Source organism: Streptomyces sp. NPDC056580 (assembly GCF_042793175.1).
In the GTDB taxonomy this organism is placed as follows: domain Bacteria; phylum Actinomycetota; class Actinomycetes; order Streptomycetales; family Streptomycetaceae; genus Streptomyces.
In genome coordinates this window covers 21,810-36,473 of the sequence record NZ_JBHTVE010000033.1, presented here as the reverse complement: position 1 = coordinate 36,473, position 14,664 = coordinate 21,810, and the positions used below count along the sequence as shown (strand labels likewise).

13 protein-coding genes and 4 pseudogenes are annotated in these 14,664 nt (G+C 69.7%); 8 read left to right on the top strand and 9 right to left on the bottom strand.

Going from position 1 to position 14,664, the window contains the following annotated elements; all coding sequences use genetic code 11:
* Positions 1–771: 771 nt before the first annotated feature.
* A pseudogene (locus ACFQ9Z_RS38295) lies at positions 772–1,694 on the top strand (GlxA family transcriptional regulator); the annotation flags it as partial.
* Between the two features lie 419 nt (positions 1,695–2,113).
* The gene (locus tag ACFQ9Z_RS38290; protein ID WP_383031325.1) at positions 2,114–2,338 is read left to right on the top strand and encodes a DUF6480 family protein; all 225 of its coding nucleotides are present in this window, start codon (positions 2,114–2,116) and stop codon (positions 2,336–2,338) included.
* Positions 2,339–2,500: 162 nt separating this feature from the next.
* Here the strand turns inward: ACFQ9Z_RS38290 and ACFQ9Z_RS38285 are convergent, their stop codons facing one another.
* From ACFQ9Z_RS38285 to ACFQ9Z_RS38265, 5 genes and pseudogenes are all read right to left on the bottom strand, one after another.
* Positions 2,501–2,686, bottom strand: coding sequence for a hypothetical protein (locus ACFQ9Z_RS38285; RefSeq protein WP_383031321.1), 186 nt, complete (start codon positions 2,684–2,686; stop codon positions 2,501–2,503).
* 234 nt (positions 2,687–2,920) lie between these two features.
* Positions 2,921–3,373, bottom strand: coding sequence for a lamin tail domain-containing protein (locus tag ACFQ9Z_RS38280; RefSeq protein WP_383031318.1), 453 nt, complete (start codon positions 3,371–3,373; stop codon positions 2,921–2,923).
* Between the two features lie 426 nt (positions 3,374–3,799).
* Positions 3,800–3,897 (bottom strand): annotated as a pseudogene (locus ACFQ9Z_RS38275).
* 388 nt (positions 3,898–4,285) lie between these two features.
* Complete coding sequence (locus tag ACFQ9Z_RS38270) at positions 4,286–5,515, bottom strand: RNA-guided endonuclease InsQ/TnpB family protein (RefSeq protein WP_383031313.1); 1,230 nt, start codon at positions 5,513–5,515, stop codon at positions 4,286–4,288.
* A 370-nt stretch (positions 5,516–5,885) separates the two neighbouring features.
* Positions 5,886–6,281 (bottom strand): hypothetical protein, encoded by a 396-nt coding sequence (locus tag ACFQ9Z_RS38265; RefSeq protein ID WP_383031310.1) that lies wholly within the window; start codon positions 6,279–6,281, stop codon positions 5,886–5,888.
* Positions 6,282–6,523: 242 nt separating this feature from the next.
* Between ACFQ9Z_RS38265 and ACFQ9Z_RS38260 the strand changes: the two are divergent.
* From ACFQ9Z_RS38260 to ACFQ9Z_RS38250, 3 genes and pseudogenes are all read left to right on the top strand, one after another.
* Positions 6,524–6,953, top strand: a pseudogene (locus ACFQ9Z_RS38260) (hypothetical protein); the annotation flags it as partial.
* Positions 6,954–7,632: 679 nt separating this feature from the next.
* Entirely contained in the window at positions 7,633–7,770 is a 138-nt protein-coding gene (locus ACFQ9Z_RS38255) for a hypothetical protein (RefSeq protein ID WP_383031307.1), read from the top strand.
* Between the two features lie 121 nt (positions 7,771–7,891).
* Positions 7,892–8,125, top strand: coding sequence for a hypothetical protein (locus tag ACFQ9Z_RS38250; protein WP_383031303.1), 234 nt, complete (start codon positions 7,892–7,894; stop codon positions 8,123–8,125).
* Positions 8,126–8,291: 166 nt separating this feature from the next.
* Here ACFQ9Z_RS38250 and ACFQ9Z_RS38245 read toward each other — a convergent pair whose 3' ends face one another.
* Both ACFQ9Z_RS38245 and ACFQ9Z_RS38240 read right to left on the bottom strand, forming a co-directional pair.
* Positions 8,292–8,951, bottom strand: a complete 660-nt coding sequence (locus ACFQ9Z_RS38245; RefSeq protein WP_383031300.1) for a nucleotidyl transferase AbiEii/AbiGii toxin family protein — start codon at positions 8,949–8,951, stop codon at positions 8,292–8,294.
* Complete coding sequence (locus tag ACFQ9Z_RS38240) at positions 8,948–9,310, bottom strand: hypothetical protein (protein WP_383031297.1); 363 nt, start codon at positions 9,308–9,310, stop codon at positions 8,948–8,950. The genes ACFQ9Z_RS38245 and ACFQ9Z_RS38240 overlap by 4 nt, the downstream gene beginning before the upstream one ends.
* A 922-nt stretch (positions 9,311–10,232) precedes the next feature.
* Between ACFQ9Z_RS38240 and ACFQ9Z_RS38235 the strand changes: the two genes are divergently transcribed.
* Entirely contained in the window at positions 10,233–10,469 is a 237-nt protein-coding gene (locus ACFQ9Z_RS38235) for a hypothetical protein (protein WP_383031293.1), read from the top strand.
* A gap of 262 nt (positions 10,470–10,731) precedes the next feature.
* On the opposite strand, the gene ACFQ9Z_RS38230 is transcribed toward ACFQ9Z_RS38235, so the two are convergent.
* On the bottom strand, positions 10,732–11,319 hold the full coding sequence (locus ACFQ9Z_RS38230; RefSeq protein ID WP_383031290.1) for a hypothetical protein: 588 nt from the start codon (positions 11,317–11,319) through the stop codon (positions 10,732–10,734).
* Positions 11,320–12,232: 913 nt separating this feature from the next.
* Here ACFQ9Z_RS38230 and ACFQ9Z_RS38225 point away from each other — a divergent pair.
* Positions 12,233–12,553 (top strand): SH3 domain-containing protein, encoded by a 321-nt coding sequence (locus tag ACFQ9Z_RS38225; protein WP_383031287.1) that lies wholly within the window; start codon positions 12,233–12,235, stop codon positions 12,551–12,553.
* A gap of 388 nt (positions 12,554–12,941) precedes the next feature.
* Positions 12,942–14,047: pseudogene (locus ACFQ9Z_RS38220) on the top strand (hypothetical protein).
* Between the two features lie 161 nt (positions 14,048–14,208).
* On the opposite strand, the gene ACFQ9Z_RS38215 reads toward ACFQ9Z_RS38220, so the two are convergent.
* A complete protein-coding gene (locus ACFQ9Z_RS38215; protein ID WP_383031284.1) occupies positions 14,209–14,523 on the bottom strand; it encodes a hypothetical protein in 315 nt (104 codons plus the stop codon).
* Between the last annotated feature and the right edge of the window lie 141 nt (positions 14,524–14,664).

Below are 14,664 nucleotides of genomic sequence, written 5' to 3'. Positions count from 1 at the left end.
AAGGACGGCCCCGGCGGTCCCGCCCGGCCCGACCCGCTGCTTGCGGCGACGAGAGACATGGTTAGCGACCGCGAAAACAGGAAGCAAGAATGTGATCTACTACCCAAGAGCGTAGAAACTGCGCAATTCGGTCATTCCGTGGCTTTCCTGTGCGTCAGACCGCTCTGCGGCCCTACGATCCCGCTTAGGACGTGACCTGCCTCTCGTGGGTGGCGTCACGCGGAGAGCCGGAAAATCAGGCTTCCGGCCGGGCTTGCTCCACCCGGAAGGGGCAGAGTGCAGCTTCGGGAGCGGGGCGCCCAGGGCGTCGGGCAGTACCGAGATCACTTCGCTGCTCGTACGGACCTCACCACTACCGACACCTACATCGCAATGCAGGGTCAGTCGCGCCTGGTATGCCCAGAAGGGCCGCTGGGGCGGCTGCTGCGCAGCAGCGACGTCGCTCCCGGATGGGAGTTGCAGTGTAGTGATCACCGAACTCGCTATCGAACTGCGGCTCATGCTGGCATAGCTGGAGCGTCGACTACGACGTACAGCGCCACCGAGACGCTTTCGACGCCGAATGGGAGGTCTTCTACCGCGACAACACCGCCGTACCCTCCCCTACACCCTGCCCGGCGCACCACCGTGTGAGCACTGCGGCCGCCGCTGGGGCGGACGCCTGGTCGCGCGCCGGCCCGTGCCGCTGCCCGGTGACGCCGAGGCGCCCCGCAGCCGTGTCCCGGCCGAGGGCGGCCACCCGTCGCGAACGGCACAGAGCGCCGATGCTGCGCGCTGGTGTCGCCGACCGGTGCCGATGTCACCTCGTCCATCGGGATCCGGATCGCGGTCGACGCCGCCGCCACCGAGCCCGCTCCTGAGACGTTCCTGGTGGCCGGCGCGGACATGTACCCACGCACGCCAGTCCTCCGTGACCTGGTCGAGGCCACGCGCACGCTGGCGGGCCGGGCCGACCGGGTCGCGTCCATCTGCACCGGAGCGTTCATCCTCGGCGCCGCCGGCCTCCTGGACGGCAGGCGCGCGACCACGCACTGGAAGGTCGCGCACGAACTCGCCGCCCGCTGCCGGGCCAGCCGTATCGAACCCGACGCGATCTACGTCCGCGATGGCACCACCTATACCTCGGCGGGCGTGAGCGCCGGCATCGACCTGGCTCTGGCACTCGTCGAGGAGGATCACGCCCCTGACCTGACCCACGACATCGCCCGCTCCCTGGTGGTCTATCTGCAGCGTTCGGGCGGCCAGTCACAGTTCTCGGCCCCACTGCAAGGACCGCCGCCCCGGTCTCCGGCCCTCCGCAAGATCACCGACTTGGTCACGGCTGATCCCGGGGAAACCACTCGCCCGGCGAACTCGCCAAGCACCTCAATGTGAGCGCTCGGCATCTCACGCGGCTCTTTCGCGAAGAGCTGTCGACCACACCGGCCCGGCACGTGGAGTCGATCCGGTTCGACATGGCGAAAGCACTGCTCGACCAAGGGCATACCGCCACGCGGACGGCGTCCCTTGCCGGTTTTCCGAATTACGAAAGTGTGCGGAGGGTCTTCGCGAGAGAATTGTCGCTCAAGTACAGCCCGCCGAGCCGACGAGGCGAAGCAGTAGGACGCAGCCGTGGAGGCACCGGCCTTCCCTCCGCCTCCTCGCCCGTCACGCCACGGCACCGAACGGACGCGCACAGCGCGGCCCCGGGCTGAGCCACGCAGCTCGTGGTCGTCGATCGCCACGCAGGCCTACGGAACGCACCGCGCCTACTATGCGTGCTTTATCCGGTTCGGGGTAGGTGGTGCTCGAAGGCGGCCCGGGCCAGCTCGCCCGCACATTCCCCTCGTTGCTTCCTGTCTCCGGCGGCGGCCGGAGCCGCCGAATCGATCTATACCTGAACCCCCGCGCTGGGGAGGTGGCACCGGTGATACACCGAAATGTCTTGACGGGGAGGCTGGAGCGGCAGAACGGCTCTCCGGGCGCCAGGGAGCACGTCGAGCGGAGGACGATCGTGCGGATCCTGGAGGCACGGCTCGACCAACTGTACACACGCGCCCACCGCCTCACCTCACGGTCGACGCCCCGGACCAACCGGGCTCAGGCCCGAAAGAACGCGGAGAGGAACGAGCACATGCCGCTTCATGCCGAGCCGCGACGAACCACGCAACCCGCCCCGGCTCGTGGAGTACCTCCTGGTGAAACCCCTCCCGCTGAGGCGAGTGCCACCTCTGCCATCTCCTATCCGGAGCCTGAGCTGCGCGTGGGGTGGGGACCGGTGCCGCTCGCACTGATCATGCTGGTGGTGGCGCTGATGGTGGTCGGGCTGATCGCCATGGCGGTCGCATTGATGGCCTAGGTATCCCCTGACGCGGCGTCCGGCCGCACGGGTACACGCGAGAAACCTGACCGACCGCCGACGGCGCGACATGCATCCCCTCCTGACCGGCCTTACGGTTCGGATCTACCGGCTGTGCCGCCACACCTCCACGGCCACGAAGAGCTCCCGGCGCACCAGCTCTTACAGGGCGGCGGGAGGGACCTTCGAGACGAAGACGCTCTGCGGCGCGCTCGGCTGGGAAGTGGACGCCTGGCGCAGGACCGGGGCCAGGTCGCGGTGGATCCGGTCGGCTACCCCGCGGACCTGTACGGGGACGTCGCCGCGTTCGGCGACGAGGCGGTCGTAGACGGGGGTCTGCTGAAACACGATGGGGCGGTTTCCCTTCAGCGGCGGGGTTCCCGGACTGGCGCAGCATACGGGCCGCCCGGGTAACGCCGCCGCTGAACGTAGGCATTCAGGTGGTCACCGGGGTGTGCTGGCCGAGCATTACCCAGCCCCTCGGCCGAGGTGACACCACCCAATTCCCCGCAGGGCAGCCTCCATCCCGTGGGATGCCGGCCCTCATGGGCCGGCGTCAGTTACCCCGCTGCCGGTAGGGGGTCAGCGGCGGTGTCCGCGGTGGCGGCCCCAGGCGACGTCGTCGACGAAACGGTCACGGTCGTTGCGCAGGGTCGCGGTGTCGTGGTCGTTGTTCCATACATACGCCCGCCGGTCCTGGAAGAGGTCGGTGCGGGAGTCGCGGCCGACACCGGTGTGGACGCGGACGGTGGAGCGGCGGTCCAAACGGACGTGCCGGAAGGTGTAGGTGTGGCCGTCCTCGTCCCTGAGGGTCCAGCCGTCCAGGTTCACCGCGCGGCGGGTGGAGTTGGTGATGTCTACCCACTCCTGGTTCAGAGACCAGTTGGAGCGGTCGTCACGGCCCGGGGAGTCGTACCGCACGCTCGAGATGTACACCACGGAGTGCACGCGGCCCGGGTAGTGATGGTCGGCGGCCGCAGCCGGCAGCGCCACCGCACCCACGGCGGCGGCCACCACGGCGGCGGCGGCGGTCATACGGACAGAGGAAGAAACGGACACAGGGACTCCCCTTCGTGTGCACACCCCGAGCCGGCCACGACACGACGAAACTGCAGGCCCACGGGGTGATGGTGCTGGTGCGCAGCCGGTCGGCCGCACACCCACACCCTGCAGCCCCGATCACCATAATCGGGGGGAAATGCGCATGCGATGACGAATCCGCCGGACCCCTGTAACACTCGCATGTAACGACCACCTATGGGCGGAGCACACCGTTTTGACAGGTGTTCAGACGCGGCTGCCGCGAGATTACGGGCCTGAGGCAACTATCCGCCGGTGCCCGCCGCCCCGCCTCCGTGACCGCATTCACCCGAAAGTGAGTAACAGACACAGGCGGGCGCCGCTGACTCGAGCGCTGATGGGCCGCCCTGGCCGCTCCCACGGCCCCGGGAGGCGTTCCGGCGGAGAGGGCAGGATTCGAACCTGCGTGGACCCCGAAAAGGGGTCCGACCGTGAGGCGAGCTCGTTGGTCCCCGATCAACCACTCCGGGCACCTCTCCCAGATCTCGGCTACCGGTGCTGACCGGTTGCCGTTCACGAGACCCACTGTGGCAGGATCCGCTGACCGCACCCTGACACGCCCGTTCGATCCCCCGCAGCACATCACCAGCCGCCGACCTCGGGAGCACACGCCATGAGCGATCCGACCGAGGACGGGGTCGGGCTCGTGCCCGTGCAGTACCACCAGTTCCAGATCAACGACGAGAACGGCCCCGCCGGCCCCGCTCGAGCAGTCCGTTGCGGGTGCGGTGTAGAACGGCATCGCCACCGTGCACACCGGCATCCACACCGCAGACGTCGACGTCACCGTCACCCCGCACACCAGCACACCCGAGCCCCGGAGGCACCGGATGGGAGGAGATCGGCGCAGTTGACATCCTCGCCCACCTAAAGGAGGGCGATTCCCGTCTGCCGCACCGTTGTCGGGTGCCGCTCCGGGCGGGTTCCCGCTTCGCCGCGCTGTGCGGGGACGGGTCCCCGTCTTACCTGCGCTCCACGGGCTGACACGACCAGTCCGGCCGCCTTGGCGACGTTGACCGCCGCGTTGATATCTCTGTCCAGGACGGCCCCGCATGCACCACACGTCCACACGCGCACGTGTAGAGGCTTGGGGCCGTCCTTGACGCCGCACCGCGAGCACACCTGCGAGGTGGGCTCGAACCGGCCGATGCGCACGAAGATGCGCCCGTACCGGGCGGCCTTGTACTCCAGCATGGTCACGAACGCCGACCATCCGGCGTCGTGGACGGACTTGGCCAGACGCGTGCGGGCGAGCCCTTTCACCGCCAGGTCCTCCACCGCGACCGCTTGGTTCTCGCGGATCAGCTTGGTGGAGAGCCGGTGGTGGAACTCCCGGCGCGCGTCCGCGACCCGGGCATGCGCCCGTGCGACACGGATCCTGGCCTTGTCCCTGTTCTGGCTGCCTTTCTCCTTGCGGGACAGGGCCCGCTGCGCCTTCTTCAAGCGTTTCTCGGCCCGGCGCAGGAAGCGTGGGCTGTCGACCTTCCGGCCGTCCGAGAGGACCGCGAAGTGCCCGAGCCCCAGGTCGATGCCCAGTTCGGGCGTCGCCTTTGGCAGCACCTCTGATGTGCCGGTCTCGACGACGAAGCTCGCGAAGTACCGGCCCGCCGAGTCCTTGACCACGCTCACCGTGGACGGCGTCGAGGGCAGCGTCCGCGACCACTTCACCTTGAGATCGCCGATCTTCGGCAGGCGCAGCTTCCCGCCTGCCGTGATCGACCAGCGGGCGTTCGCGGTGAACCGGACGGCCTGCCGGGCGTCCTTGCGGGACTTGTACCGGGGCGCGCCCATACGCGGGCGCTTGCCCTTCAGCGCGTCGAAGAAGTTCCGGTACGCCGCATCCAGGTCCCTCAGGGACTGCTGCAGGACTACCGCCGACACCTCGCCGAGCCAGATGCGTTCCGGGGTGTTCTTCGCCTGAGTGATGAGCTGCTTCGACAGAGCCCCGGTCTTCGGGAACGGCAGCCCCTGGCTGCGGGCGGTCTCCCGAGCCCTGAGAGCGTCGTTGTAGACCACCCGCGCACACCCGAACGCCTTCGCCAACGCCGTGCGCTGAGCGGTGTTCGGGTACAGACGGAAGCTGTACCGAAGCTGCACACAGATCATGGTACGTACTGGCAGGCGCAACGCCCATGGTCCGGCTCGTACTTCGCCGGGTCGGCCGGCGGTGCGCCGCTCAGCATCATGAAGCAGTACGTGGAGCAGCAGAACCGGCCGCTCTGACGGCCGAGGTGACCAGTGCGGATCCGTGCCCATAGCTGAGGTCAGAGCAGGCTAAAGATTCGCTTCACCACCGGGCTGAAGCCCGGTGCACTGCGAATAGACCCGGTAGCAAGGCCGCGTGTACGGACACACGCATTCCGTACAAGACGTGCGCGCGGCTCGTAGCGCGGCCCCCGCCCCGCTCACCATCCGCCGTCCGCGGGGACGACCTGGAGCGGCTCACCGTCCAGGGAGCCCGGACGGCTCAGTGGTCGCCCACGGGCGGGCGCACGAGGCGTGGCAGTGGCTGATGCCAGTCACCCAGCCTTGTGAGGAGAAACTGGCGAGCGAGAGAACGAACGTCATCCCATGCCGAATCTGTGGTCAGAGCGTTGCCCCAGAGGCCGACGCGGTGGGTGGCATCGATCTCGCCGATGCGACGGTCGATGGCCCGAAGATGACGCTGGTCCTCAGGCTCGAAGGCTCCGCGCTCCGCGAGCCCTTCGGACACGCGACACATGAGCTTCACCTCTTCCACGATGTCCTTCGTCTCCAGCTCACGCTCGCCCAGCCAGGCAAGTTGATCTTGGATATCGGCCGCTAGGAGCGCCGTAACGCGCAGCGTCCAGGTGTGCAGGTTCGCGTCGCCGAGATGGTTCATGCGTACATGATCGCAACAGCTCCCGCAATCGTGTTCGAGGGCACGAAGGGCGACAACGGCCCGCGCGTCGCGGACTGAAGCGGAGCCACTCGCGCGGGTGAGACGGGCACACGCCCTGCTGCCGCACCACACCCCAAGCGACCGCGGTGCAGATGTCTGCCCGGGCTGCGCCGACGGACCAGGCGGGCGGATAGCCGGGCATCCAGCCGATGGCGGGCTACACCACCGCATCGAGGTCCCGCCCCAGCCCCAGCACCTCCGCCGAGAAGCAGAGGTTCGCCAAGACCAGGTTCGTGGCGAACGCGAGCCTCGCGGCGGGAGCCGTACCAGTGGATCTACAAGCCGTACAAGGCGGGCAAGTTCAAGAAGGGCGCGCACGGACGCAAGCTGACCCTGATCAAGGCGGGCCTCGCCGGCGCGTTCGCGTACAACCGGCTCAAGGCCGCCGTGCACAACACCCAGGGTGATCCCACGCTCTCCCAGGCGCTGGCCCCGATCACGGCGGGCATCAACTCGCTGAAGAACCTGCCCGCCAAGCTCCGCAAGGGCGACGGCTCCCCGGCCGACAACTTCAACGACGTCATCAACAAGGTGAAGGACACCGGGAAGGACGCCGGCGCCGAGGTCAAGAACAAGGTGCCATCCCTGTCCGAGGTCAAGAACGGTTCCTAAGGCAAGCATTCAACCGGGCCTGCCGACCGCCCGGGCCGCCCTCGGCCGACGGGGCGTCAACCACCGTTTAGAGTGCGGCACCGCATCCGGTGGTCGTCATAATCGGGCTCGACGTGGACCCGGTAGACAGCGGGCTCGCGGACGCGAGCTGACATGGCGGCAACCATTCGCAGGCGATACACCTGGACGACCTACGGAGTCGCGTTGATAGTGCCGTGTCCCGGCACCGCAAGATGGCATGCGTGAACCGGGTTCGTCGGCCTGGCCTTCACCAGCCGTCGGCGCCCCTGGCCTTCGACCGTCGGTGATCCTTTCCCCTCAGGAGGACGAAGCGGATATCTTGCCTGCCTCCAGCTGCACGGCCTGGACGCAAGGGGCAGCCCGGGTTCGCGCGCAGAGGGGTTGGCCATGGGGACGCTCATGCCGGGTGCGCCTGCTACAGGGGCTGGCGTCCGGAGATGGCGCCGCCTGGGTCGTCTGCGAGGGGGCGACGGAAACCCTGCGGCTGCCACCACCTGGTGCAGGCAGACAACTGACGAGGGGATGCGGAGCGGCGTGGAGATCAACGCGCGCACGAACTCCGGCACGACCCCGGCCGAACTCCACGCCGCTACATCGACTTCCTGCACCCCTGGACCAGGAAGTCACCCCCGCCGAGCGCGACGCCCTCACCGAGGTCATGGCGGACTTGAAGGCACTCGGCAAGGGGGAGGCCGTGGGTCGCTCCCTGGACGGACTTCTGGACTCGGGACGCGACACCCTGGAGCTGTGCGCACAGGCCCGGAGTGCCTCCGCCCTGGCAAGGCTCGCCGCGTAGGGCGGACGCAGGCTGCTGCCGGACCCGCTGCTGGAAGAATTGCGCGAAGCTGCTGAGGCGGTCATGGACGCACGCGAAGCCATGGACACCGACGCGATGCGGGTCGCCACGGAGCGGGCCGATGACCTCTGGACCGGACTCGACCCGGCAGTCCGCACCGCACTCGTCACCATCCGCACCGACGACCCTCCGCAAGGAGATTCTGGCCGCCCGTGACGCCCTGCGCAGCGCCGTGGATCGCGGCGACCAGGCCGCCCAGCTCGTACGCCTTCGACGCCTCACAAGACAGGGCCGTGGCCAGCTCGCCGAGGAGAGCGCCCCCGCCGCCGGGAGCGTCCTGCCGTCCAAGCGGTGACAGGCTGCGGGGACCCGGCCTGGTGCAGGGCCCGATCGGCCCTGCACCGCAGGCGCCGAAGGACCGGGCACCGGCGGACGCGAGCCTGGACGCGGGGTCGTTCTGACACTGCCAACTGCGGGCGCTCCTCGTCGTCAGGCTGCGCCGAGAGAGCTCCGGGCCCTTGTCAAGCGTTCTCGTTGTCGATCCGCGCGCCCAGGTCTTTCGCCCATTCCAGCGCCCACGCCTTCAGCTCCTCGATCTGCTGAGTGGCGAGCCCGTACGCGGCGTAGTCCTCGTCCTCGTACCAGTCCGCGCCGGTGAGCCGGTCGCGGAGATCCTCGAGGCTGAACTCGTCATGGGTGCGGCGCCGGCCGAGTGCCTCGAGGTCGGCGGTGGAGCGGTGGCGGGAGGCTGCCTGGACGTCGATGAGGTCGCGGACGGTGCCGCGGTCGGCGAGAGCACGGACCTTGGTACCGATCACGTCATCGATGGAGAGGACGGGGCCGTAGGGGGTCTGGGCGGGCGGAGCCCAGAACGCCTCCTTGAGGACGTCGACCTCGCATTCCTCACCGGTGTCCGGGTCGGTGACCAGGAACCGGCCGCTGAGCGGGTCGGTCTGGACCTGCGCGGTCCGCCAGCCTCGTTCGGCGAGGCCGACGGTGAGGGAGGCGACGATCTCGTCCATGGGGGCGGGGTTCTCAGTGGCGACGTCGAGGTCGCGGCTGACGCGTTCTACCAGGCCATGGGCCTGTACGGCGTATCCGCCGGTGAGAACCAGTGGATACGGTGAGCCGAGGTCGAGGATGTCGGCGAGAAGACGCTCGTGGAGCGGGGTGAGCTTCACGCGGCCGTGGTGTCGGCCGGAGCGATGCGGGAAAGCTCAGGGAAGGCGTCCTCCCAGACCTCGCGGATGTAGGGGCTGACCAGGCGACGCAGAACGGGCCACTGCTCGGTCAGCAGCCGGTGGTGGAGGAAGACCGCCAGGTCCTCGCGCAGGCCCTCGGCGAGGACGGTCCGGTAGAGGGTCATGCGGGACTTCGGGCGGTCCAGGCTGTAGCTCGCCCGCCCGGACCAGACGATGTGCAGCGGCAGGTCGACTGTGCCCTCAGCGGGACCGGCGAGCTCCTGCAAGCGCTCGGGCAGCCGACGGCGGTAACGGTCCCGCAGCAGCTCGGCGCGGGAAGCGGGGGTCGTCGTATCCATGCGTCCAGTATCCCTGCTGGGAGGCCGCGGCACGGCGAATACCGACTGCGGCGCTGACCTCGTCCAGGGCCTGGCGTTGGGGGGAGCTGGTCGAGCGGCGCACGCGTCCCGGGCCCCGGTGGAGGCCTCGGCCTCGGGGCAGTCGGCGGCGTAGGCGTTCAGGAAGGCCCGGTGGTCGGCGGCGAGCTGCTGCCAGGCGCCGGCGAGCCTGTCACCGTCTCCCTAGCGCGGCATCAGCGCGGGAGGAGGTCCCGGACGCGCTGGGCAATTCAGGGCGACGGGCACCATGCCCAGCGACAGGCGTCCGGTCACCGAAGCGATCAGCAGGCGGCGGCAATAGCGGTGGTGCAGCACGTCGAGGAAGGTCGGCGGGCTGGATGGCGGCTGCGGGCTGGCGGCCGGTGCGGGCGGGGGGAACGGCTGGGGTGCGCGGGCCGGCGCGTCGGTGGTGCGGGGGACGTCACGGACCTGCGCGTGGGCCATCGCCTGCCTGCCTCTGCCATGGGAAGTCGAGATGTCTCGCGGGGGGCGCCCGCACGGCGGGCTCGTCAGGGCGCACGCCGTGCGGGCGATGGGCAGCGGCACGGGGATACCGCTGGGTGAGACAGCCCAACAGCGCATGCAGGCGGCTTCAACGCCGCTTCCCCTTCCCCGGTCGGCATCAGGCATCAGTCGCAGCCTCTGGTGCGGCGTTCCCCCGCACCGGCCCGTGAGGCGGATGCTGCTGATGCGGGCGCGGCGGCCGTGACGGCGGGCGGGCCTCCCCGCAGGCGGGCGGCCGCGACCGCTCGGGGTGGTGAGATGTCCCCGTGGAGGGAAAACGATCAGCAACCAGGTGGGCAGCACGGCGCTGCCCCGGACACCCACGTCCCGCCGGGCGCGCCGCCCGCGCCCGGCCCCGAGCGCAGACAGGAGGCCGCATGTGACCGCCATACCCGAGGGCCGCGACTGGACCCGGATGAAGCGCGCCGACTTCGACGACTCCGCGCCGCTCAACCTGGTCGACGCGGCCGTGTGTCGGCCGGTGCCCGCCGTGCCCGACGAGTGCAGGACCCAGGCACTGTTCGGGAAGGACCCGAAGCCCCCGCGTCCCCGCCACCCCCGCACGCCGACCCCGGCACCCACCGAAGACTCCGAGAGCACGGACACCTTGTTCTGAGCCAGGATTCGAGCGCAGGCCTATAAGACTTTGTGTGCTGGCACCGTGCGGCGGCGGACACATCCGCGACCGGCGGCGCGGCCCCCGCAAGACGTGGCTCGCGCGGCAGCGGTCAGGGCGTGCGCCGCGGGCGGCGGGCGAGTCTGAGCCGCATGGCGCGCCGCGGTTCTCCCGCTCCGCGTCTGTCTTCCGGTCGCCTGCCTCCGCCAGCAAGCCACGGAAACCTGGCTCTTCTATACGTTCTCCCCCAGGCCCGCCGCTGTCAGCGTTGGCCGGTGCGTCGACGCTGGGGGCGCTGTGTGCGCCGGCCCGAGCGGCGGCCGGGTGCCGGAGCGCCGTCGGCGGGTGCCGTGTCGGGTGAGGAGAAGCCTCCGGGGACACCCGCCCGGGCGGGAGCCGGCACCGCAGCGGTAGGCTGCTCGACTGTTGGGCGTGGGCGTGCGGCGCGGGCGACGACGGTGGTGTGCGGGATCAGCGGGGCGCAGGCCGCGCAGACTTCTTCGATGGTCCACACGCGGCCCACGGTGGGGTCGTGACGCAGGATGAGGGTCACGGCGCCGGCGCAGTGCGTCCTGGTGTCCGGGTGTGCCTCGCACCGGGTGGAGCCGCAGTGGCACCAGGCGTTGGGGCGGACGGTGGCCGCCTTCGCGTGCGCGGCGGCGTGCTGCGCGGCGAACGCGCGCAGCGCGGCCAGGTCCTTGGAGCGGGGCGGCATCCGGCAGGCCTCGGTGGTGCAGGAGACGGTGGCGGAGCGGTCGCTGTGCCCGGTGAGCCGGATCGTCCAGGCCCGCCCCGGGACGCGGTCGGTGGGGGTTTCGGTGTGCGCGGTCGTCACGCGGGCATCGTCCATTCATCGAAGGGTGGAACAGGTGGTGTCGGTCCACTATGGGCTACCCGCCTGCCGTAGGGGCATCCGGTTTGCTCCGATGGCGCTATCGACCAGCGCCACGCGGCGGAGCTGCGTCGGCTCGTGCCGGAGCAGATGCGGCGCCTTGCCCAGGCGCAGCACGGTGCACGCGACCAGTGGCGTGCCCCCTGGCTGGGCGACCGGCATGCGGAGGACATCCGCCTGATCGAACTGCACGGCTTCCCGGACGATCCCGAGTACGACCAGGGTGCCGACGGCGACGCGGTAGCGAGCACGGAGCCGGACGCGGCGGGACGTCGGATCGTGCTGGGCGGGTTCCTGATGGGACCGTTACGACCCTGGCGGGAGAAATCCAGCAGGAGGGAAGAGTCCTGGTTAGTTGGACTGAGGAGGATGTCAACGTCCTGCTGCCCAGCGCTCTGCTCCCTCTGCGCCGTATCGCCGGGAAGATGGAAGCGGCCTACGCAGGGCTCGACGCGTAACGGGACCGGACCCTGAACAGGGCGTCACAGGCCGAGTAAGGCCCGCCAGCGAGGTGGCTTCTGCACGCATCGAGGCGGTAGCGGGCAGCCCCGGCAGGCTGTCACCGGGTTGGGGGACGGCGGGCGGGGCGAGCGGGCTGAGCTTGCGGGGGTGAGGCTGCGGGCGGTCATCAGCTGCTGGCCGGGAGTGAGAGCGGGCCAGGTGGCGAGCAGCGCCTCGTGGGCAAGGGTTCCGCCTCGCGGACCGGCGTTCCCGATCGCCATGCCGGGCCCTGGCACGCCCGGGCCCGGCACCGGTTGCGGGCCGCTGCCCGCATGGAGGCTCCCCTGCACAGCCGCCGAGCAAGGGGAGAATTGCCGTGCCGTTTCCGTCCGCCCTCCACCGCACCACGCCCCCGCACCGTGTCCGGACCATGGCAGTGGCCTCTGCCGTGGCAGCCTCCTCGGTACTCGGACTGTCGCTCGCCGCGGCCGCGCCGGCGAGCGCGGCCACGGGCTCCAAGGCGTGCACCCACCAGGTCAAGCTCGACACCCGGGTCACCGCCACCGTCAACTTCCGCACCGGCCCCGGCACCAGCTACACCAGCCTCGGCCTGCTCCCCAAGGGCCAGGGCGTCCACTGGGCCTGCTACAAAGGCAACTGGGGCTACCTCAAGCCCTACTACGGCGCACACAAGGGCCACTGGGGCTGGGTGAGCCGTACCTACATCGACGTGCCGATGCAGACCGACTGACACCCGCCCGCCGGCCAAGGGCCCGCGCCGTGGCACACCCTCCGGGTGCCCAGGCGCGGGCCCTTTGCGTTGCCGCCGCGCTCCGACGCGCCGGCCGCACGCGCCGCCCGGATCGCGGCGCAGTCGGCGTTGTACTGCCTCGCGGTCGCCGTTTGGCCGTCGCAGCGGATCCCGTACGTCAGCAAGACCGAGGCTGCGGGCAGTCTGGCTTTGTCCACGAGAACAGACAGCAGATGTGCACCACTTCGGGAGGCACCAGGCACGTTGAGGATTCGAACGATGACGATTCACGCCGTGGCGGTACTCCGCCTCGCAGCGGATGAGAAACACGTTGGCCGGTCAGCCGCGGAGCTGCGACGATGCCCTCTGTTTTTCTAGCGGGGGACATTTGTTCGCTTTCATGTGTGCAGAGTGCGGCGCCAGGCTGACCATCCCGTTGTCCCAGGTGGAACTACCTGCCCACGCCCGTCAGAAGTACGGCAACGGCATTCAGCTCCCGGTGCTCATGGAGTCGGGCACGTTCGCCGTGGATCCGGAGCCCTCGGGGCCGCCGTGGCGGCGATGGGAGGAGGTCGATCCGGACGAGGCGGCAATCCGCGGCATCTACGCGCCGGTCTACGCCTTGTCTGAGGGCGCGCCCGGCACGATCGTCGTCGCCCCTGGAGATACTCGTGGCACCGTGCTCCTCCCTGAGAAAGCCGGCGGCTACTGCTGCGGCCTCGACTGGGGTGACGGCCCCAACATGGCCTGCGAGGTATGCGGTCTGCTTGTGGCGAACCGGATCGACGACTGCTCGCTCTGGCAGGCGGTCTGGTTCGTGCCAGACGCCGTTCGCCGCGTTCCCGTGGACAACGCCGACATTGCGACGCTCTCCTGGGCGGAACTGCTGGTGGAGGGAAAGGGCACGCCCCCAGTTGCGCCGATCACCAGATGGGGTTCGCTGATCGGGCTGGACCACTGGTGGTCATGGAACCCGCAGTGGGAGGCGGCAGCCGGCCGGGCGCTCGCTCACCTGCTGGCAGCCTCGGATGGTCGGCCGGTAATGGTCCCCCCGGCCTGACCGCGCAAGTGTTCCAACGCGCCCTTGATGCCCTCCTGCCTGCGGGCCCGCCAGCGCGGCGCGCCTTCCTTGCCGGACCGGGACTGTCCGCCCCGGATGCGGACGCCGACATACTCCTCCTGCCGACCCACCCGCAGACAGGGGAGCCGTGGAGCCCGACCGGCCCGGCCACCTCGGGATACCCGGTTCCGCTGCCGTTCGGGGTGTGGATGTGGCTGGCCTTCCCCGAGCCACACCTACCGTTCCCCGCCTCGGGCACCATGCCCGACGGCGTTCTCCGCGACGACCCGCCCACGCCGCGTCCCCATCACCTGTTCCGGGCCGACCCGGGGACCTTCGAGCACACCCTGGTCCGGTTGCCAGCCGTCCGCAGCCGATGGCTGCGCGAGATCCTCAAGAACCTCACCCAGTACATGCGCACCGGCCTCTTCTAGCCGGCTGACAGGGGCGTCCGTACTCACTCTCCGAAACTGCCGCTATCGAACAGCGCCGGGCAGCGATGCCCCCCGAAGTGGTGAACATCTGCTGTCTGTTCTCGGTTCTGGCACAGATCTTGGGGAGCGATCGCGGAGGGTGACGGTGGCGTTCGATTCGCTCAGAGCGCGATCGGCAGATACTTCAGAGCCTCGTCGACTATCTGCTCCGCAGACGGGTCCTGAAGGATGTCCGAGGGACGGAAGACCAGGTCACTCACCCGGGGATGCGACACGTTCGCCTCCAGGAGCCGCAGATAGTAGCCGCTCTCCGCAGAGGCAGTCAGGAGTCTGCGAACGATCTCCACGAGCTCGTCCCGGGTGATGTCCGCAACCACGGGGCGAGCCGGCCGGGCCGCCTCCCTCGCGAACTCCTCCAGGCTCCTGCTTCCGTCGTACTCAGCGAAGTCAAGAGCCACGTAGTCGTGACCGGTCATCGCGTTGAACACCTCGATCGCCTCGCTCGCCGCCTCTGGGCGGGCGAGCAGCAGCTCAGCGATCTACTCAACCTCTGCGCACAGCTCGTCCAGCCGCTGCTGGCTCACGGGCGGGGGCAACAGCTCCGGTCTCAGGTCCAC